Annotated in this window: 20 protein-coding genes and 6 pseudogenes; 14 read left to right on the top strand and 12 right to left on the bottom strand. The window is 32.8% G+C overall.

Annotated elements, in window-relative coordinates; all coding sequences use genetic code 11:
- Positions 1-535: 535 nt before the first annotated feature.
- The 3 genes and pseudogenes from MHB70_RS29790 to MHB70_RS29800 all read right to left on the bottom strand — a co-directional run.
- Positions 536-934: pseudogene (locus MHB70_RS29790) on the bottom strand (RNA-guided endonuclease TnpB family protein); the annotation flags it as partial.
- 219 nt (positions 935-1,153) lie between these two features.
- Complete coding sequence (locus tag MHB70_RS29795) at positions 1,154-1,708, bottom strand: MerR family transcriptional regulator (protein ID WP_061529998.1); 555 nt, start codon at positions 1,706-1,708, stop codon at positions 1,154-1,156.
- A 1,639-nt stretch (positions 1,709-3,347) separates the two neighbouring features.
- Positions 3,348-3,953: pseudogene (locus MHB70_RS29800) on the bottom strand (Replicase RepFR55); the annotation flags it as partial.
- On the opposite strand from MHB70_RS29800, the pseudogene MHB70_RS29805 reads away from it, so the two are divergent.
- The 3 genes and pseudogenes from MHB70_RS29805 to MHB70_RS29815 all read left to right on the top strand — a co-directional run.
- Positions 3,942-6,266, top strand: a pseudogene (locus MHB70_RS29805) (DNA topoisomerase); the annotation flags it as partial. The pseudogenes MHB70_RS29800 and MHB70_RS29805 overlap by 12 nt on opposite strands.
- 86 nt (positions 6,267-6,352) lie before the next feature.
- Complete coding sequence (locus tag MHB70_RS29810) at positions 6,353-7,330, top strand: DUF3991 and TOPRIM domain-containing protein (protein ID WP_061530238.1); 978 nt, start codon at positions 6,353-6,355, stop codon at positions 7,328-7,330.
- Complete coding sequence (locus tag MHB70_RS29815; protein ID WP_088911273.1) at positions 7,323-7,985, top strand: restriction endonuclease; 663 nt, start codon at positions 7,323-7,325, stop codon at positions 7,983-7,985. The genes MHB70_RS29810 and MHB70_RS29815 overlap by 8 nt, the downstream gene beginning before the upstream one ends.
- A 33-nt stretch (positions 7,986-8,018) precedes the next feature.
- Here the strand turns inward: MHB70_RS29815 and MHB70_RS29820 are convergent, their stop codons facing one another.
- Together MHB70_RS29820 and MHB70_RS29825 are read right to left on the bottom strand one after the other, a co-directional pair.
- Complete coding sequence (locus MHB70_RS29820) at positions 8,019-8,147, bottom strand: hypothetical protein (RefSeq protein WP_000721373.1); 129 nt, start codon at positions 8,145-8,147, stop codon at positions 8,019-8,021.
- Between the two features lie 690 nt (positions 8,148-8,837).
- Complete coding sequence (locus tag MHB70_RS29825) at positions 8,838-9,056, bottom strand: hypothetical protein (RefSeq protein ID WP_000739869.1); 219 nt, start codon at positions 9,054-9,056, stop codon at positions 8,838-8,840.
- 331 nt (positions 9,057-9,387) lie between these two features.
- Between MHB70_RS29825 and MHB70_RS29830 the strand changes: the two genes are divergently transcribed.
- From MHB70_RS29830 to MHB70_RS29845, 4 genes and pseudogenes are all read left to right on the top strand, one after another.
- Positions 9,388-9,666 carry an AbrB/MazE/SpoVT family DNA-binding domain-containing protein gene (locus tag MHB70_RS29830; RefSeq protein ID WP_000648348.1) on the top strand — a complete coding sequence of 93 codons (279 nt, stop codon included), beginning with the start codon at positions 9,388-9,390 and terminating at the stop codon, positions 9,664-9,666.
- Between the two features lie 248 nt (positions 9,667-9,914).
- Entirely contained in the window at positions 9,915-10,229 is a 315-nt protein-coding gene (locus MHB70_RS29835; protein WP_061530625.1) for a hypothetical protein, read from the top strand.
- Between the two features lie 48 nt (positions 10,230-10,277).
- A pseudogene (hfq, locus tag MHB70_RS29840) lies at positions 10,278-10,465 on the top strand (RNA chaperone Hfq).
- A gap of 133 nt (positions 10,466-10,598) precedes the next feature.
- Positions 10,599-11,828, top strand: a complete 1,230-nt coding sequence (locus MHB70_RS29845; RefSeq protein ID WP_061530624.1) for an NAD(P)/FAD-dependent oxidoreductase — start codon at positions 10,599-10,601, stop codon at positions 11,826-11,828.
- Between the two features lie 234 nt (positions 11,829-12,062).
- Here MHB70_RS29845 and MHB70_RS29850 read toward each other — a convergent pair whose 3' ends face one another.
- Together MHB70_RS29850 and MHB70_RS29855 are read right to left on the bottom strand one after the other, a co-directional pair.
- Complete coding sequence (locus MHB70_RS29850; protein WP_098088251.1) at positions 12,063-12,290, bottom strand: zinc ribbon domain-containing protein; 228 nt, start codon at positions 12,288-12,290, stop codon at positions 12,063-12,065.
- Between the two features lie 6 nt (positions 12,291-12,296).
- Positions 12,297-12,443 (bottom strand): annotated as a pseudogene (locus MHB70_RS29855) (nucleoid-structuring protein H-NS); the annotation flags it as partial.
- Between the two features lie 301 nt (positions 12,444-12,744).
- Here MHB70_RS29855 and MHB70_RS29860 point away from each other — a divergent pair.
- The gene (locus tag MHB70_RS29860) at positions 12,745-13,056 is read left to right on the top strand and encodes a hypothetical protein (RefSeq protein ID WP_061530623.1); all 312 of its coding nucleotides are present in this window, start codon (positions 12,745-12,747) and stop codon (positions 13,054-13,056) included.
- A gap of 350 nt (positions 13,057-13,406) precedes the next feature.
- On the opposite strand, the gene MHB70_RS29865 is transcribed toward MHB70_RS29860, so the two are convergent.
- The 4 genes from MHB70_RS29865 to MHB70_RS29880 form a co-directional block, all read right to left on the bottom strand.
- Positions 13,407-13,694 (bottom strand): DUF5316 family protein, encoded by a 288-nt coding sequence (locus MHB70_RS29865; protein WP_061530615.1) that lies wholly within the window; start codon positions 13,692-13,694, stop codon positions 13,407-13,409.
- Between the two features lie 149 nt (positions 13,695-13,843).
- Positions 13,844-14,293: a GNAT family N-acetyltransferase gene (locus tag MHB70_RS29870; protein ID WP_061530616.1), complete on the bottom strand. Its 450-nt coding sequence runs from the start codon at positions 14,291-14,293 to the stop codon at positions 13,844-13,846.
- 371 nt (positions 14,294-14,664) lie between these two features.
- On the bottom strand, positions 14,665-15,048 hold the full coding sequence (locus MHB70_RS29875) for a hypothetical protein (protein ID WP_061530617.1): 384 nt from the start codon (positions 15,046-15,048) through the stop codon (positions 14,665-14,667).
- Positions 15,049-15,233: 185 nt separating this feature from the next.
- On the bottom strand, positions 15,234-15,806 hold the full coding sequence (locus tag MHB70_RS29880; protein WP_061530618.1) for a histidine phosphatase family protein: 573 nt from the start codon (positions 15,804-15,806) through the stop codon (positions 15,234-15,236).
- Positions 15,807-16,016: 210 nt separating this feature from the next.
- Here MHB70_RS29880 and MHB70_RS29885 point away from each other — a divergent pair.
- The 5 genes and pseudogenes from MHB70_RS29885 (at position 16,017) to MHB70_RS29905 (ending at position 18,955) form a co-directional block, all read left to right on the top strand.
- Positions 16,017-17,453 (top strand): annotated as a pseudogene (locus tag MHB70_RS29885) (IS4 family transposase).
- Between the two features lie 236 nt (positions 17,454-17,689).
- Positions 17,690-17,866: a hypothetical protein gene (locus tag MHB70_RS29890; protein WP_061530566.1), complete on the top strand. Its 177-nt coding sequence runs from the start codon at positions 17,690-17,692 to the stop codon at positions 17,864-17,866.
- 46 nt (positions 17,867-17,912) lie between these two features.
- A complete protein-coding gene (locus MHB70_RS29895; protein ID WP_061530565.1) occupies positions 17,913-18,200 on the top strand; it encodes a hypothetical protein in 288 nt (95 codons plus the stop codon).
- 204 nt (positions 18,201-18,404) lie between these two features.
- Positions 18,405-18,602, top strand: coding sequence for a helix-turn-helix transcriptional regulator (locus MHB70_RS29900; protein WP_061530564.1), 198 nt, complete (start codon positions 18,405-18,407; stop codon positions 18,600-18,602).
- 26 nt (positions 18,603-18,628) lie between these two features.
- Positions 18,629-18,955 carry a hypothetical protein gene (locus MHB70_RS29905; RefSeq protein WP_061530563.1) on the top strand — a complete coding sequence of 109 codons (327 nt, stop codon included), beginning with the start codon at positions 18,629-18,631 and terminating at the stop codon, positions 18,953-18,955.
- Positions 18,956-19,366: 411 nt separating this feature from the next.
- On the opposite strand, the gene MHB70_RS29910 is transcribed toward MHB70_RS29905, so the two are convergent.
- Positions 19,367-19,591 (bottom strand): hypothetical protein, encoded by a 225-nt coding sequence (locus MHB70_RS29910; protein ID WP_000521113.1) that lies wholly within the window; start codon positions 19,589-19,591, stop codon positions 19,367-19,369.
- A 593-nt stretch (positions 19,592-20,184) separates the two neighbouring features.
- On the opposite strand from MHB70_RS29910, the gene MHB70_RS29915 reads away from it, so the two are divergent.
- Entirely contained in the window at positions 20,185-20,385 is a 201-nt protein-coding gene (locus MHB70_RS29915) for a hypothetical protein (RefSeq protein ID WP_000420156.1), read from the top strand.
- The last annotated feature ends 34 nt before the right edge of the window (positions 20,386-20,419 follow it).

Raw genomic sequence — 20,419 nt, forward strand, 5'->3', positions numbered from 1 at the left:
ATAGCGGCCTAACAAATTAGAGAATGTGTGTTTAGTGTTTTGAATCCGAAACGATCTGTAAGGATATTAGATGGCAAGTAGTTTAATTCAATAAGAAAAAACGAGATGAGCGCTTACAAACGTTAATTTAACGTTTTGTAAATGGTGAAAGCATAGGATCTAGTAATAATGAATGTAGCAATTGATGACAATGTAAATAAAAATCTAGTCTGGCAAAATGAATTAAAGAATACTAGAAAAACATGCAGTTTCATATATGGGTTTAATATGTAGTTGAGGAATTAGAGGATTAGTCAAAACTCCCTAAAAATCGTCAAAGAAAACACTTAAGTAATTTTAGGAAATAGGATTAACATGTTGATATTAGAAATATAGAGTGTTTTTTGTAATCCATAAGAAAGGTCCAATAAGATATGCAATTGTGGTCATCTTGGAATTCATGTAAGCAAAATATGTTGAACCACTCAGTACTTAACATCTTCCGGAGCGTTTTAAGTGAGGGATCCCTAAGTACAAAAGCCTAACGCTTTCTAATTTAGTAGGCCATCCTCATAGTTCCTACGGTTAAAAGAGGAATTGCTTCATTTCTAAGGTTGAGCACTGTGTTACATCTCTATCATGATGTGTGCCACAATAAGGACAATCCCACTCAAGAATGGTTAGATTTTTAGCATCTTTGTTTTTCTAGTTACAATTGGAACATAATTGACGTGAAGCAAATGTTTTAGATAATACAGCTAATTGTTTGCCATACCACTTTGCTTTATATGCCAAGAGTGTTTGTAATTGTGACCAAGAGCTTTTGTAAGCTTTCTATTTTTGGCATGCCACTAGATCGTATGTATTCTTTACCAATGACATCGTGCTTTTTGAAGATTTCACTAGAAAGTTTATGTAAGTAATCAGCCCGTATACTCGCATCATGTTCATGAATTCATGCAATTATTACGGGCTGTTTATTTTAGTTATAGTAAGTAACAAAAGTTATATAAAAGTACATTCTCAATATTAAACAAGAAATAAAAAACATATTATAAAAATTTTTTATAAGACTACGTATTCATGTTGTGAGGATGAGTAAAAAAAAAAGCGGTAGCTACCGCTTTTTTTTTTACTCAATTAGATATGTATTGGATAAAAAAGTATATCTGATTTAATTCCTACCAAAAAAACGTTGAATGAACGTTTTTTTGGTGTTATCTTGCTGTTCTTGGCGATCTTCATTCAATAGTTCAATTGCTTTATCCAGTTTTTCTTGTAATAACTGAATCTGTAAATCCTTGTCTTCTTTTTCTGAGCGTTCCTGTAATAATAATTTAATAATATCTTGGTTTTGCTGTACAATTTTATCTTGCTGCTCAAACATGTAAGAAAATTTTTCTTGAATCATTAAAATATCTGTTTCTGAACGTTTTCTGAGCGTTACTTGAACTTCATTTTCCTCGTGAACGCTATCCGTTTTCTCAACGTTTTCTTCAGTATTTTCCATGCTTCTTGTTGCAGCTTCTTCTAGTTTCCAGTTTTGATTTAAGTATTCTTTCATTTGCTTTAAGATATCTATATCATTCTCATAGTAAATTCGTTGATTACGCTCATTTCTTTCAAATATATATTCCATTTTTTCTAATTCAATTGACCATCTGCGAAGTGTATTGGTGTTTATATCTAGTTGTTTTGCTACTTCTTGTGCAAAATATCCATATTCCAAACTTCACACCTCCATTATTTGTGTGTAAGATATTGATTCGTTCTTGAAAAGATCTTTCCTTTAAGAGTAAAAGTTTTATAGGCAGCCACCTAATTATTTGTACTCATATCAGTTTGTTTGTATACATACTTATATATTAAGTCAATCTATACATCTAGCGTTAATGTTTTTTCAATAATAAACGCTATTCGTTCTAATAGCGTTCATTATTGGAAGTGAACAAGTATTTATACAACATTAATGTAAGCAGGAAATTAATTTAAAACTAACTATTAATATTAGAAGTTTGTTGCTGATATAAGAATTTTACTAGATATTTGTAATAGAATCAAAGCTTTCATTAATAGAATTAGCAATTAAGTACTATTTTTTTATTACAAATGCCTAAAAAGCAAACAAAAAACTTTATTTATATGTGAACGCTATGCGTTAAAGTAGCGTTTTATGTTTGTATAAAAGCTTGCATAGTATGTATTACTTGAAAATTAAAAAGATACTAGATATTATTTATTGTGTTTTGAATCTCAAATAAGGTTATTTGTAAAAGTGAAAAATAATGAGGGTTATTCAGAGATTAGATGTATTGTTTAAATATTAAATAGACATAGCTATAAAAAACTCAGTTTTAGGTTTTATGTATATTAGTATGGACCAGAATTTTGAATAATATACACTTGTAATTCGATATGAAATTTAGATGTATATAGGGAGAGGGGCAATAGATATAGGCGTTTATTATTTTGACAAGGATACTTGTGGTTAAAATATATTGAAAGAAAAAATTTCATATTATTTTGTTGATACTTACAGTAAATAAATCCTGTTTAAGAAAAGTGAAATCTATAAATATATTAAAATGAAATTTCGTCTCGTTAATTTTACTTTACCAAATAATAGTTAGGATGAAAGATTTCAAGAGTTGTTAAAAGTAGTAGGACAGATGTTGGAGCAAAATGTAGATTGTACAATAGTGGAAGAGGGGGAAGAAGACAATTGTATAATGAAATCAGTTGTTAAGACAGTGTATGAAACAAGTTACTATACATTTTAAATAGTGAAATCAATGAGTACGAAGTTTTTAATTTTTAAAGCACTTAGACAAATTAGAACAAATTAATCAAATACTATTGAACAAGATTTATGAATAACAACAGGCCATTGCTTCCACTCAGCTGGTAGAATCATAGTTTAGCCAATTGTTTAAGAAGTAAGTTATGCCGAATTAAATAAAAAATTAGGGAATCCTTTAGAAGATATGCTAAGCCTCCCTAAAAAGTTACAAAGAGATGCAAAGTACTATATTTAATAAATCTTGTTTTAGAAATTAAAATAAATAAAAACATTAGAATTAATTTTGGGGGCATTATGGTGATTGTATCAAGGTATTGGAGATTTATGCTTAGTAAATTTCTAAGTAAATAGTTTAGTAAATAATTGAATATACTATATTCATGAGGTGTAAATTTTAAAGTTGAATTAGAAGTAAAAAAAATATAGTCCATAGAAATTGTATATAGTTTTTGAAATTATTTTATTGAAGACCAATAAGGCAATAAAGAACGATAGGAAGACATTACAAATAGCCTTGCTGTATATGTTTTTTTTCAGCAAGGCTATTTGTAATTAGATTTTTTTGATTTTAATTGTTCTCATCTAAAAAATTATAAAAAACAAATGTATGACTATTATTTGTATCTAGGAGTGAGCTTGTATTTTGTGCATTACGTTTTCTACGATCTTGATTTTGTTTAGATTTTTGATTAAGCATTTTTATGAAATGTGCAGGATTACTGTTTTCAGCTTTATTAAACTGGAACCATTGCACACATTCTTCAAAATCCCATCTTATGTAGCGATCTATATCCGGTGGCAATCTTAAAGCAATTGTGTATGCATCATTTTCAGATAGGTATGTTAGCTCTTGACTCAAAATGTAGTAATACGCTTTTTTCTGATCTTCACTCAAATAATCATTTAAGTCTTGTAATCTATTATTTTTTCCTTGTTCCTCATGATTAACAGCAGGTTTTGATTGCTCTTCAATGCCGAAAAAATCTAAGGAAGGTGAAGGTTTAAAATTGTTTTTTTGCATAAATTCAAGATCTGTCACATCAGACTTTTTACTAATTTTGTTCTTTAAAAATCTAGTAAAAGTAGCACAAACATCAATTGCTACAGCCCATCTCATCTTGAAATATTCAACGATTTTTAAATAATTATTATGTATTGTTAAGATGCAGATAGAGAGGGGGAGCTTATCTATCGTGAATTATATGAATATGCAGGTGTGAACAAGCTAGAATCCCGTCTTTTTATCTCTTCCTATGAAGCCGCAGAATTAGAAGGAGCATTAAACCGATTAGAACCAGGAGCAGACTATGACGGGCTTGCACAATCGGCTAAAGCAAGGCAATACCTGGATTATATTCTAGGGATTAATGTTACAAGAGGCTGTACATCCAAACTAGCAAGAAACCAATTCTTATTGGCTTCTGGTCGTGTTCAAATGTGTATCTTGAATGAAATCCGTCAAAGGGAAATCGCTATTCAAAATTATAAAGAACAAACCTATTACAATTTGAAGCTACTAACCGCAAATGGTTTATCACCAGTAATGAAAACAGAAGATCAACTGATAGATCCATCCCCACTACAAAAGCTTGGAGATAGCTTGAAAGAAACGAATGTAATTGTAACGGAATTTAAAGAAAGCACGAGAAAAAAGAAACCAAAATTACTATATAACTTAACGGATATCTACAAAGATGCTCACGCCAAACTGAAGATAAATGCGGAAACAGCAAAAAAACATATTCAGAGTTTGTATGAAGAAGGCTTTATCACATATCCTCGTTCTTCATCTAGGCACTTACCTACAGAACAAGTGGAACGAGTGAAAGAAGTAATGGGAGCACTAGAAAAAAGCTCTTATGCAAATCTCGTACAACAAGTAATCCCATCTTCTATTACAAAAAAACACACTACATTTAATGACGAATTAGTCAGTAGTCACTTTGCCATCATCCCAACGACAAAATTATATGTCGGGACCAACCGAAATCCATTAGAAAAACAGTTATATGACTTAATTGTAAAACGATTTATCGGGAATTTTATGAAACCAGCAATCTACCTGGTAAGAGAAGTACATTTTATAGATCAAGAGGGCAACATATACAGTACAAAAGAAAAGATCCTACAAGAGAAAGGGTTTCTAAGTGTGTTTCAAGAGGATATAGAAGAGGGGTCAGTTGAAGTATTCCAGATACCTATTTTACAAGAAGGAGATTCTTTCAGAATCGTTCAGTATGACTTGATTGAGTCTCGAACAAAGAAACCAGCCTTTCATACGGAAAGTTCCATTTTAACCTTTATGGAGACGGCAGGGCGTAAATTAGATGATGAACATTTGAAAGAACTTATGAAAGGAAAACGGATTGGGACAGTCGCAACGGAAGAAACGTTTATTCCAAAACTGTTAGAGCGAAGCTATATTGATGTTACCAACAGTCAGATTCGAACCACTAATATTGGTCGTGCGTTTATAGATGCTTTTCCGGTAGATGAAATCAAAAATCCAGCTTATACGGCTGAAATGGAAGGGATGATCTACATGATCGAAAAGAATGAAATGAAATATGAGGAATTTGTGGAGAAAACAAATACGTTTGTAAAAGACACGGTGGAACAATTAGACGCAATGGATGATAAGGTGTCGGATAGCATTATTAATACTTGGAACCAGCAAATTGAGGTGTGCAAATGCCCTTGTAGAAAAGGAAAAATCCTTCATAAAGGCAATTTTTACGGGTGCAGTAATTATCCGGAATGTGAAATCTCCTTACCGAAAAAAATTAAAGAAAAAGCGATTCCGGAAGCACAAGCGAAAAAGCTGTTTGAAGATAAGAAAACAGATCTTTTAAAAGGATTTAAGTCCAATGAGAAGGAGTTTTCCGCTTATCTCGTGTTACATGAAGGAAAAGTTAAATTTCAATTCCCAACACAAGAGGAGCTGTCATTTGGTAAATGTCCAAAATGTAAAAAAGGGGATATGCTTCATCGTAAAACATTTTATGGATGCACGGAGCATAAAAATGGATGTGATTTTATGTTACCAGCCAAAATGAAAGGGAAAGCAATCCCTGGCAATCAAATGAAGAAGCTACTTCAGTATAAAACAACGGATTTTATAAACGGCTTTCAAGGAGAAAAGGGAGAATTTACAGCAGCTATCTATATGGAAGCGGACGGAAGTTTGAAATTCCGTTTTCCAACGACTGAAGATCGTACCATTGGTAAGTGCCCATTGTGTAAGAGTAGGGTTCTTGTAGGGAAAAGTAACTACTTATGTGAGAAATACAAAAAAGGCTGTGACTTCATTATTTTTGGTACATTCTCTGGTAAAAATTTAAGTAGTAACCATGTGAAAAAGTTATTAGAAAAGAATGTAACGGATCAGATCAAAGGGTTTATCTCAAACAAAAACGGGAAGAAATTTGACGCTCGTTTATCATACAGCGTACAGGAGAAGCGATTAAAATTCTTATTCGGCAAATAAAAATTGAATGTATGTAAAAGAGGACTAGGAAACGGAATAGTCCTCTTTTTTATTTCATTTTATAGAGTAAAGGGGGGGATTCCGTAATGGCATATGTCAGTGCGGAGGATGCGATGAAAGCAAGAAAAGTTGACTTGATTTCATATCTGGAAGCAAAAGGAGAAACGTTTAAGAAAGAAGGAAATTATTATCGGCATACGGAACATGACAGTCTCATCATCAAAGGGAATAAATATGCCTGGAATAGTCGAGGAGAAAAAGGATATGGAGCGATTAGCTTTGCGATGATGTACTATGATATGACATTCCCACAAGCCGTGATGGACATTCAGAAGGGGGACTACAAAGAGTTTGATCGTTCAAAAGCTGAAGAGGAGCGCCAAAAAGAGCAGCAGCCATTTAGTTATCCCAAACACCTGGAAGTAAATAAGCAAACAGAGATTAAAGAATATCTGGTTAATGAACGGAAAATAGATCCTCGCTTGGTGAATTGGTTGATTAAAAAGGATCTTATCGCCCAAGATAAGAAAAATAATGTGGTGTTCAAATGGAGGGAAGATGGCGGTAAAGGGCAAGTCATTGGAATGAACCGTCAAGGTACGGTCAAAATGGAGAATAAAAGGGGAAGCTTTAAGCAAATTGTCCCGAATTATGAAAAAATCTATGCCGGTTTTACGGTTGATGTAGGTAAACCGGATAAGATTTATTTTTATGAAGATCCAGTCGACATGTTATCTCATTGGAGTATCAAGCAAAATAAGATACAAAACGCTCGCCTGGTTTCTATGCATGGATTGAAGTCAAAAACAGTGATTCAATCTTTAATGGATGCGAAAAAAGAAGGGCACGATATTAAAGAGGTCATAATGGCAGTTGATAATGATAAGGCTGGGAAAGACTTCATTCAGACAATGAAATGCTTTGTAGATATTAAAGAGGATATTCCAACGAATGAAAAAGATTGGAATGATGTCCGGAAGAAACAAGTGAGTGGGCAACAGCCAAAAGAAACAGCCCAACCAAAGAAAATGAAACCAATTAAAGAGGTGGAGCGAAGTGTCTAATCTACCAGAAATGCCAAACATATTACAAATTTTGATGTATGGTTTTATCCTTTATGTTCTTTTTCGTATTTGTAAATTCATGTACCGGAAGATCCAGGAGCGAAGAATATTAAAGCGAATGGCTAAGTCTGGTATTCGTTATATAGACAAAATGGACGGACATCAATTCGAAGTATACCTAAAAGCTCTCTTTCGAGAGTTGGGTTATTCTCCAACAGTCACAAAACAGTCAAATGATTTCGGGGCGGATCTGGTATTGAAGGGGAAAAATCGTATTGTCATCCAGGCAAAACGCTACGGGATGAAAAATAGAGTCGGCATCAGTGCCGTACAAGAGATATATGCAGCACAAGCCTATTACAAAGCACACGAGGGCTGGGTTGTAACAAACAGTGTATATACAAGACAGGCGAAAGAATTAGCGGAGGCATGCCATGTAAAACTTATAGATCGTGTAGAACTTCAAAAATTAATAAATAAAATCAACCCGGAGCATTCGGCTGAAGATGTATATCAGGGGATAGAGCCTGCAGAACGGAAATGCCCAACATGTAAACATGATTTAGTCATCCGAAATTCGAATAAAACAGGAAATATGTTTTTTGGCTGTTCACAATATCCCACATGTACACATACAGAACCAATTCATACATGAGCTGTGATGAAAATCCGGCTCTTTTTCTTTTACTTAAATATATTTTAATTCTATTAAAAATGATCCTAAATCATATCCTACTTTTATTATTGCGATGGCTGAAATTATAGTAAATGGATATTTCACGAAAGGATTATTTAAGAGTTTTTTTATTTTCTTCATGCTGTAGCCCTCCACAGTATTAGTTACCTTATTTTTAATATTATCATGAATGTAGATATAATGATTAATAATTATACGATTTCTTTCTTTATTAGATATAAAGCATGTCCAGTATTTGATATTTTTCTGGGTATTTTTGCCCATTTCTTGCAAAGGCCGATTGATAAAATATATACCAATTTTTTTGTCTGATTCTTCTTCAATTAAATGATCTGTCATTAACCTGGTTAAAACGTCATCTTTATTGATACTCTCAAAGAGTGTCAATAAATTTATTACTGTTGGAGATTTCCCTAGGATACATGAAAAAAGTCAGTTTAACTAAAAATGACTCTTCAGATTTGATTGTATGAGACTTTTATACTCTCATCAATACAATTAGTTGTATTTGGTGTAAAAATGCATGTAAAGGGAGAAACGGACTTTACATGCGTTTTTAGGTTTTTTAGGGAAAATAAAAAGGGTAGCCATTATTTACGACTTAACCCTTTGTCTACGATCTGACGAATTGCTTCATTTCGGTTACTAATCTTGTTATCGTGCCAAAAATCCTCTATTCGCTTCTATCCATTTATTTATCACATATTGGAGTACGAAACGGTTCGAGGTATGATGGGCCACTACGAAAGAGTTTTAAATTAATGCAATAAAAACCATAGAAATTAACCATTTCTACGGTTTTATGCTCACCTAAGAACAGCACACTACAGCATCATCAAATGCATCTTCTGGAACATACACCTTATTGCCCTCTACTTTATATGGAATGTTGTTTCTTTCAAACCTTTCTGTGTCAACAGTTTCTACAGTGTCGCCCCATTTCACATATTTTCCTTTGTATTCTTTTTGACAAGCAGACAATATGAATAAAATAGATAGACAAAAGATCAATATTAAATTCTTTTTCAAAATCTCTATCTCCTTTTTAAGCAAATTTAAGTACGTAAAATAAAAGCTCTTCATTTGCAAGAAGCAAACAAAGAGCAAAGTCATGAGTGACCGTCGAGGAAAGAAATTGGCTGGTTTCTTTCCTCTATATTTTAACATATAAAAAGTTGTAGAGAATAGGGGCGTGTAGGATGGAAGAAGGTCGTATTTCCTTTCAGCAAGGGGTTAAATAGTTTCTTAATATGATTGTCTGTTTTTGGTTCATTATGTTTCTCATGTATGGTGAAAGCCTGTTACAATAGTAAAGAATAACTTGGGTACAAATTGATAATGAAATGGGGAAGTATGCTGGATGAAAGCAACTGGAGTAACTAGAAAAGTGGATGAATTAGGGCGTATAGTAATTCCAAAGGAACTTAGAAATACGCTTGGGATTAAAGAAAAATCACCATTAGAGATTTTTGTAGAAGGGGAAGACATCATTTTACAGAAGTATCAGTCTGGTCATGTTTGTGCATTAACAGGAGAAGTGTCAAATCGTAACATAGCATTAGCAAATGGTAAGATAACATTAAGTCCAGAAGGTGCAGAGTTATTACTAAAAGAATTAGAACAGTATCTTGTAAAATAAGTGCTCCTTTCAAGGGGCTTTTTTTTATGGTTAACATAATAATTTCACGTACCGTAATGATTTAAAAAACTAAAACAACACAATAATAGTCTACATTTAATCTTGTGTAGACTTAATCACCCAATTGGAGAATGTATTGTGTATTTTGGATAGATTTCTTGCGAAATATGTACCTAGAGCAGTATTTCGATTTAAATATGATACGATAGTTATATATTCGTTTTGCTAGTAAAAGGGGATGAGTGTCGATGAAAAACCACATAAAAGTAAATGGGAAAATCCTTCAAACAAATAAAAAATGGTCACATCTCAAGCAAAGACAAAGGCAACATATTTCTAATTGGTTACGCAGAGAATATACACAGTTTGTAAAAACACATTATAGAAAACCTAGGAAGTATGAACATGATGAGATTCTTCATGAAGTGATAAATCAAATACAGGAACGTGAAATTTGGATTCCTAATGGTGAAGTAAAAAGATATTATCTAAGCAAAATAGGAAAATGGTTTAGAAAAATAGAAAGTGAATGGGAATCACAAATATCCAACAGTGAAAAGTAGCAGGTATTAGAAGAAAAGTAAATACAAAGAAACCAGGGGGCGCATTTCATGTTTAATTTACAAGAAGATATGTATGAACAATTGAAAGAAAAAAAGGGGAAGTTACTGTATTTTTAATGAATGGCGTTCCAATACGTGGGCAAATCCTTGAAACTGATAAATTTACCGTCCTAATGATGGTTCATGGTAAACAACAACTAATCTACAAACAAGCAATCTCTACACTTGCTATATAAAAAATGATTGTATTATATAAAAGGAGAGGGATATATTGATTTTTTTATTTCGATTTGACATAAAGGATGCTGGAATGGATTTTATCTTAAACGAAAAAATAGCTGAAGATATACTTGAAAATGGAGTGATACGATGAATAAGACGTATGATGTCATCATTACCGGTGCTAGATGTGCCGGCTCTACCCTGGCAATTTATCTTGCTAAGGCAGGTTTCCATGTGTTGTTAGTGGACCGAGCGAATTTTCCAAGGGACACATTATCAACCCATACCTTTTTCAATAATACTGTCGCTCTTCTTCGAGAAACCGGTGTCCTGGACAAGTTATTGGAAACAAAAGCACCGCCGGTACGGGATATTAAATTTCAATTTGAGGATACCGTGATAGAAGGTCTCATCCCTGAGGTTTACGGAGAGGAAAGTTGTTATTGTATTAGAAGAACTTATCTCGATCATATTCTACTTGAACAAGCCAAATCCCAAATGAATGTAACTGTTTTAGAAGGATTTCGTGTGACGGATGTCATCCGTGATGACGAAACAGTGATAGGCGTGAAAGGTTTAGACGGCGACAACGAGAAACAAGAATTTTTAGCTCGCCTGGTAGTCGGGGCAGACGGCCGATCCTCTATTATTCGCAAGCTGGTAAAAAGTGAACTCAAAATAAGTATTCCGGCAACAGTCGGCATCTATTTCGGGTATTTCTCTGGATTTCGCCACGATAATGTCCCTAAATTTGAAGTATACAAGATAAAAGATAACACAGCCATTCTCTTTCCGACAAATGATGATTTATATGTAATTGTCGGCATTTTCCCATTAGAAAATAAGGAATTGATAGAACGGTTGAAATTAAATCCGGAAAGCTGTCTACGCAATTTCTTTACAGATAACTTTCCGAATACAACAATTGGGGCGCGCTTGAAAAATGCAGAACTAGTAGAACCGGTCAAAGGCATTCTCGGATATGATAATTACTGGTATAAAGGAATGGGAAAAGGATGGGCGTTGGTTGGAGATGCAGTTTGTTTTAAAGATCCTGGCATGGCGCAGGGTATCCATGATGCTATATGTGGAGCACGTATATTATCCAATATTCTATCAAAATATAAGGGACAAACCGATCAATCAAATCAAATGTCTGAAGAATATCAAAAGGCAATAGAAGATGAGTTTATGGTTCGGTTTCACATGGGATGCCAAATTTCGAAGAATGAACGCATATCTGAACAACAGGATGCTGTCAACAAGCTAATCAGTTCCCATCCAGAGGCTATAGAGAAGTTTTTAGGGATTTACAATTATGCAAACGAGCCCGCTGCTTTAGAAAAAGAACTCGCACGAATTATGCAATCAATCTAGCAATGATTTTAGAGATTAAGTGATTTAAGTACAAAAATAATTCACTATGAACCTCCCCCACTTACTCGCTTCCGCTTGAAGTGGGGATTTCTTAGCATCAACAAAGACAAGGTCCCATGATAAGCGGATTTTCCATCTCCTCTCTGCACCTATGCAGGGACTCCTTTTCTTCATTTGACTAAGCAACTTCTGCACATGCAGAAGGGTGGGAACACACCGTCTACTACTTTTTGCTTACGCAATCCACAAATACTTTCTCTTCGTTTCTTCCGGGATATGACACATCTTTCCGTACAGTTCTTTTGCCAAAATGTTGCGGGCACCGTGAATGTCCCAGTGTTCTTCGTAGCCGCACACACAAACGTAGTTACGTGTCCGCACTTTCTTTCTTCTTTGGCAACAAGGGCATGTTTGAGAAGTGTATGCTTCGTCTACGAGAAACAATAGAGGTACCTTTAGCAATCTAACCTATTCCGATGCTGGAACCAGAGTGACTTCGGGTGATGTTACCTTGTCATAAAAATCTACGAATTTGTCACGATCGGCGCTATCACGGTAAGCCATGGCGACACGTGGATGTTCATTAAGTACACCAGAGATCATGTAAGGTATGATAGGGGTCACCATACATTACTATTAATCTAAGATGAATTTATACCCATAATTCATAGAAGACGTTATTCTTTTTTACATAATGGATAGTGTAAAACTTTAGCTTTATGGCGATGCGTCAGCACCCCATAATCATCTATTCAACAGATAGATGGTTACTTTATTTCTACACTCGAAATTATTTGATTTTATTATCTCTACACATCAACACATATTACTTTTTGTGTTTATCTCGCCAAATGAATTAATTTGTTATATTTTTCTATAATGATATTTAGTACAATATCAATAGGAGTGATAAATTGTGAAATTTAAAAAAACAAAGATAATGTTTGGGGGCTTATTACTACTGATTCTCTCTACATTCTTAATGACGAAGGAGTCGAAAATTAAAGATTTTCCTGTGTTTATTTTTTCTAACCATGTTGAAGATGATAAGCCAGCAGATTATCAATATACTTTTGGTTATTTACCTTTAATGTCTATAAGAGCTAAAGGGTGGAAAAAAACGCATGAAGAAGGAGCTACTACTGTATTTGAAAAAGAAAATAGAAAAGTTATTATTATAAAGTTTCCTGAAGAAGACGATTTTTACTTATATGAACCGAAAGATTAATGTTTAGTAGGGGTAACGCAGCATGGCCATCAAGCTAATATTTTGAAGTGTCCCCAGAACGAAATTTTCTTGGTTTTGGGGAACTACCGATTTCTTAAGTTGATGGGCATGGGGTACCTCCAGCATTCCATAGAAAAAACAAGCTAAGAGTATGCAAGGTTTTATACAGTTTTTCGACGAACCCAGTAACAAATGAGAACCCTAAATCCGCGCCAGGGTAGGAATGTATAAAAAAATGAATAGCTTTATAGAAAATGAAAAAGGGGATTCCCTGTGAGAGTAAGGGTCCGCCTTTTTCCTTGCTACCGATAATTTTATGTTATGTTAACTGGTTTTGTATACGATATACATTAAATGACGATGTAAATTAGTGCTGCTAAAAGATTTGGAATAGCCATTATTAAAAAACTTTTTGATTGATCGATACGACCAATTTTGCGCTTTTCTTTATTTGAAAATAGAGTTCCTTTATTACCTAAAATTAAGCTATCAAGGAAATAAGCTAAAGCTAAACCAATACTAATTAATCCAAAAGCGCCACATACATAATAAATGTGACTCCAATCCCCACTAAAATAAGCTTCTACAGATACAATAAGTAATAGGATTATTCCCGGAATGAGTCCCCTTTTTATCATTATCATCCCTCTTTCAAAAAAAATTGATATCCATATAATACCATATCATTAAGTCTATATTTTTTAAACAAATTCCGATAATAGGACGTTATGTTAACCGGTCATGTATAGAGTATTCACCTGTAGACTTAAAATAAAGTTAGATTAAATTATGATTTAGTTGTCATAATTATTGAACGTGGATAGAATCCCAATTTCTCATAAAACGATACAACTTCATTCCCGTACACTACTGTTAATTCAATTTCATATATTTGTTTTTCTTTAAACCATTCCATTGCACTATTCATTAATTTCAAACCCAATCCGTTTCTTCGGTATTTTTCGTCAACAAATAGAACCTCGATCTTCCCGCTTACTTTTTTACTATATGCTATATAAAATCCTAATATATTGTCTGTTTCCGCTTCAATCAATAATTCGATCCTGTATTCTCCATACTTTAAGTTTTTTTCATATTCTTTAATACGTTCCTCAAATGTAATTCTTGGATAATCACCAGAAAAAAATTTTGATTTACTATTATGGTATTCATGCAATTTATCTAATGGGTTTCTTATCACTTCTATTTCTTCAAGGGTTATCTGTTCATTAATGATTTCCGTTTTTTTACATCTCCAGTAATGTATTTTTATTTAAGTATAGAATACTGTACTTCCTATATCGAGAATTATGTAAATGAGCTGTCCAAATGGATGGCTTATTTTATTTTTTGCTCAGCATGGGGTTTTTCAAAAATGCTGGCGGTACCCCATGCCCATCAACTTAAGAAATTGATAGTTCCCCAAAACGAAGAAAATTTTCGTTTTGAGGACACTTCAAAATATTAGCTTGAGAGCATGGGACTGAACCCCTAATGATTTATTTTAATAATAATTCTTTTCATAAAATAAATCCCAGTTATCAGTCTAAAACATTTTTTAGATCTAACAATAACTAGTGGACATTTTTATCTTTCAGATAGTCTCTTTTATTCTAATTTCTTCATTTCTTTCAGCCGTTCTATATCCTTTTTTGAAGCCTTTTCTATTTCATACAATTCATAGCTACCCTTTGTCTCATTTATCACTACAAACTCAATTTCATTCCGAATATAGCTTTTAGTTTTTCCTTTTTTATAACCAATAACATTATCTAATATAGTTTCCCCACTATCTTTTTTATATAAATTATAGCTAACAGGTGGACGACCGATTACATATTTATTATCAGAAAACCCGACTATATCATCTCTTCCTAATCCTGTCGAAACACTCCAGACAAAAATAATCTGAAATATAGAAAAAACAACAATACCGCATAAGAAAACAAATAGGATTGATTTAAAAAATAACTTTAAAAATATCCTGCTCAAAAACATTCCCTCCCATTTCACCTCGAGATAGCAAGAACAAAACGTGAGTTTTGTGCGCTAAGAAACCGAATTTTTATATTGTTGAACTCAATCCCCGTCAATGTCATAAGAAAAAGGGTTACCGCAGTAACCCTTTTTCTTATGATACACGTCATTTAGGTAAGCTATGGATGAATAAAGTCAATCTATGAAATTTCCCACAATCTTTTAACTTCCACCAATTCCTGCCCATTGAATTCCATTCTATATATATCTGGTTTTGATGTCTGTAATAAAAAATTAAAATCATACTTACTTTCATAATATCCCATCATCAAAGTCATTACAGCTCCATGAGTGCCTAATACTACTTTCTGTCCTCGATAGGTGTTTAATAATTCTTTTAAAACTTTTATAGCACGTTTCTGACAGTCGACATTCGACTCTCCTCCCATTAAAGCGAAGTTGGGATCTATGAATGACTTTTCTATCAAAGGGAATAATTCTTTATCCGACATTCGTTCCTCTTCAGCAATAAAAATTCTCTCTTTTAAGTCCTCAAATACTATAACTTCTTGTCCTATTTGCTTCGCTAACTGCTGAACAGTTAGAATTGAGCGTTTGTATGGACTCGAGATAACAACGTCGATTTCCTCACCTTGTAATGCATCTGTTATTCGTTGAACATCTAATTTTCCTTTTTCAGTTAATTCTCTTGTCTCTTCTTTTCCAAATTTCGGTGAATCCCCGTGTCTCACCATATATATGAAAGTTTTCATAATTGCCTCCATTTTTTCAGTTTTCTTTACAATTCCTCCCTGATATTAGCATATATATCCAAGTTTGTCCCTTTTAATTAACAGAAAAATGCGCTAATTTGAAATGAATTCACGATATTTGTAAGAAAAACTCGAAGTTTTCACTATCCTAAGGTATAAAAAAACGTTATTCTTTCTAAACAAGCTAGATTAGAAAGGATGACGTTTTTTATGAATCTCCCGATTCAAAGTGAACTACAATTATTTGCTGAAGAATTACATCAACATCTTAGTCCTTCATTTTTAGAGAAGCTTGCTAGAGAACTAGACTTTGTACAACGAAAACGTAAGTTTTCAGGTCGTGATTTAGCTACTATCTGTGCCTGGATAAGTCAACGGGTAGCGAGTGATTCTTTAGTGCGGATTGTGTAGTCAACTTCATGCTGTTACAGGAACTCTTATGAGTCCAGAAGGACTAAATAAACGTTTCAATAAGAAGGCTGTTTGCTTTTTAAAACATATTTTCTCCATATTATTAAAAAATAGAATTTGTGAAACATCAGTGATTCCAAGCTCTTCGATTACCTATTTTCAACGGATTCGTATTTTAGATGCAACGATTTTTCAAGTGCCAAAACATTTAACTAGTGTGTATCCTGGGTCAGGGGGTTGTGCACAAACAGCGGGTATAAAGATTCAATTAGAATATGATTTACATAGCGGACAGTTTTTAAATTTTCAAGTTGGACCGGCGAAGAATAATGATAAGACCTTTGGAACAGAATGTTTAGCGACCTTACGACCTGGCGATCTATGTATTCGGGATTTAGGCTATTATTCACTGGACGATTTAGATCAAATAGACCAACGTGGCGTGTATTATATATCGCGGCTTAAACTAAATAATATGGTATATATCAAAAATGAGTTTCCTGAATACTTTCGAAATGGGACAGTAAAAAAACAGTCTCAGTACATCAAAGTTGATTTAGAACACATTATGAATACCTTAAAACCAGGACAGATCTATGAAATAACAGATGCTTATATTGGAAAGGATAAAAAACTATTTACACGAGTTATTATATATCGTTTAACTGAAAAACAACTTCGAGAACGTAAGAAAAAACAAGTGTATACGGAAAATAAAAAGGGTATTACGTACTCAGAGAAAAGCAAACGATTAGCTGGTATGAACATTTATGTTACCAATACACCTTTGGAATGGGTTCCGATGGAACAAATACATGATTTTTATTCCCTTCGCTGGCAGATTGAAATTATCTTTAAAACTTGGAAATCCTTATTTCAAATCCATGATTGGCACAATATCAAACGAGAGCGATTAGAATGCCACATTTACGGAAAACTTATCGCTATTTTTCTATGTTCTTCTACTATGTTTAAGATGCGACAATTAATTTTACAAAAGAAGAAAAGAGAATTAAGCGAATATAAAGCCATTGGAATGATTCAAGACCATCTATACATTCTTTATCAAGCCACACAGCAAAACACCCAAGAAATAACAAAGATTTTAATCCGCCTGTTTCATCTTCTACAAAAGAATGGTCTTCTTCTCACAGATATGAGAAGAAGACCATATTTGATATTATGGGAGTTGTCTATGAGTATAATGGATTGAGAAAACAAATGAAAATTGCATAATTAAAAAAGTGAAACCCGTTAGGGCTTATTTGGTATGCGCATTTTTAAGAATATACTTCTATTTTAAGAATGTTTTAATCCAGCTAAACGAAAGTTCAGTTTGTTTATAATCTTAAGTTGATGGGCATGTGGCGGTACCCCAACTTAGTGAAAACACGTTATATAAAAGGGTTTCTTTACCTTTATTGAGAATATAGTTATGTTCTTAATTTGTTAATTAAAAGGGAGAGTTAATAATGAAATTCAATCAATTATTCTTATTTATTATTGGGGCATTTGTATGTAGTTTAGTATTTAATTTTGCTACAGGTAGATCTGAATGGAATGTTTTTTTCTTATTGACACTAGGGGCAATTTCAGGTTATCAAATTGGTAAAAATGAAATCAAAAAACAGATAAACAATATAAATTAAACTACAGATAACGGGAGTTATGTGAAGTAGGGGAAGGGGTGTTTTTATGTTAGATATTATTCTGTCTATTTTAGCTGGAACGCTGGGTATGTATATATTCCTAAGAATTTTTAAAATAGATTATCCTTGGTTTTCTTTAGTAATATATAGTTTTTGGTTAATCACAGAACAAATCATTGCTTATACATTGGATATTGACCTATTTAAAATTTCTATTTTACAGGATAATGGTGGTTCCAAATATTATTTTTCCAGTACAGCTATTCCATTGGTACTGACTATTTTATCTATACTTTGTGTACGTTTATTTATGAAAAAACCTCATTTAAAATGAGGTTTTTTCAATTCGTAGATACAATAAGTACGGATAATGAGACGTTATGTTAACCAACCATGTATACGATATTCATGAACCCAAAGTAATTAAAATATGCTTTGGGTATTATTTTTTCCAAAATAAGGTGTAAATATATCTTTAGATTTATCGTGTTTTTATATAATCTATTAGTAAAGATATCTTTACATTGTAGGTGAAACGATGGCTGTACAAAATAATATTAAAGGACTACGAGTACAACATGAAATTACACAAATTCAAATGGCGAAGGACTTACAGGTCACAAGACAAACGATTGTAGCCATTGAAAATAATCACTACAATCCAAGTTTAGAATTAGCACTGAAAATAGCTCATTACTTTAATCTGAAAATGGAGGAAATTTTTACACTCGAATAATCTTTAAATAATGGAGCTTGAGAACAATGCGAATACAAAAACAAGACGAAATGGAGCAATATCATATAGCGAAAGCCAGTAAAAATGCGTTCATGGTCTATACTGTTTTATTACTCATTTGGTCATTATTCGATAACTTTAGAAATGGTCATTTAGGAAATGCTTTTTTGATTTTATCAATAGGGAATGCAGTGTATTTTTTGACACTAGTTGTACAAAAAAGAAAAATAGAACGCTTTGAAGAGACAGATGACTCTGATACAACAAAAAAATTTGTAAAAAGAAACATGCATTTTATCATGTGGGTAGTCATCTTAATTGTTATCATTGTTATTGGATTATTTACGAAATAGAAGAAAAGGGTAACTTCCGAGAACGATAATTATGTAAATAAGCTGTCCATATGGGCAGCTTATTATATTTTTTTCTTAGCGTAGTTTTTTTCCGAAATGCTGACGATACCCCATTAGGGCTCACCATATCAAAAAAAGAAAATTGTACGTTTAGACACAAATTGGAGAGATTTTAACCAGTTCCTTGTACGTTAAGGAACTGGTTATTTATTTTACAGGTGTTTTTGCCCATACTTTGAGAAAGCAAGCTACATGTAATTTAATCGGTATTCTCTGGTTCATAGTTAATTCAAATCTTCTATATTAATTAACATGTTGATAAAAGAGGGGTTAAACCTTAGGAGGTAAGTATATGGCCTACATGTATATTAAAATTTTTGCACCAGAACCGTTAATATTGCGTGTTGTTCTTTAATTGTAACTGTTTATCTCTTCTTTCAAGAATACCTTTAATTCATCTTCTAAATTCATTTTCCTAATGAATTTATCATACAACTCAATAAGTCTTGCTACTTCCATTGACTGTTCTAATACCCGTGTATTATCAGAATTAATTTCTATAATATGATTATCCCGCCATTGTATCTCTTCTTCTAATTCTTTTATTATTGATTCCAATTCCTTTACTTTCCCCATACCCCACCACACTCCCAAATATTTAATTTGTGATTATTAAATTATAATATAAGTAATTCTCTTTATTATATATTTGTTGTTTCCTGTTACAGAATCCTTATAATAAGGATTCTATTTTTTTGCATTAAATTTCTACAAACAAAAAAAGATAAGATCGGAGAATACGATCTTATCTTTAGCACAAGGAGTAAACATAAGTGATAACCATCACATTTTTATTATACTCTAATTTTTGTTAATTTTGAATATTATAACCATAATTAACAAGTATATCTATATTGAGAAATTCATTACAAAATTTGTTATAAATGATTCGAAACTCCAAAGTAAACTTTTACCCATTAGTTTACTTTCAAATTTATTAAAAGAAAAAAAGACGACTTTACATTAGTCGCCTTTTTCCTAAAGGTCACGCCAAAATAATGCGAATTTCGTACGCTAAGGAATTATTCGGTGTCTTTTTTTAACATATCGATTAATAAAATAAGTTATATAAATAATTTGTTATACTTCCATGTATCCTAGCTGATATAATATATAAGGCAATTATTGGTTAATTAATGGTTCACATATATCAGGGAGGTACATAAGTCATGGAGTTAATAATTTTTTCATTTGTATTAGTGGTAATATTCTTTATTCTTTCGATAGTTTTAAGTGGTAAAGGTCAGCGAATAGCAAAAGAAGTTTTAAAAGAGCTTATTAATGGTCCTGAGGGGAAAATGTTGGTAGGTTTTTTTGGAACTTTAGCAGTTATAGGAGTAATTTTTGTCATTTGGCTTTTATTGAACTAAGCATTCCAGTTACTCAGGCTGATCCAAGGTGCAA

Origin of the sequence: Bacillus sp. FSL M7-1020, from assembly GCF_038050415.1 — a bacterium.
Lineage (GTDB): Bacteria > Bacillota > Bacilli > Bacillales > Bacillaceae_G > Bacillus_A > Bacillus_A toyonensis.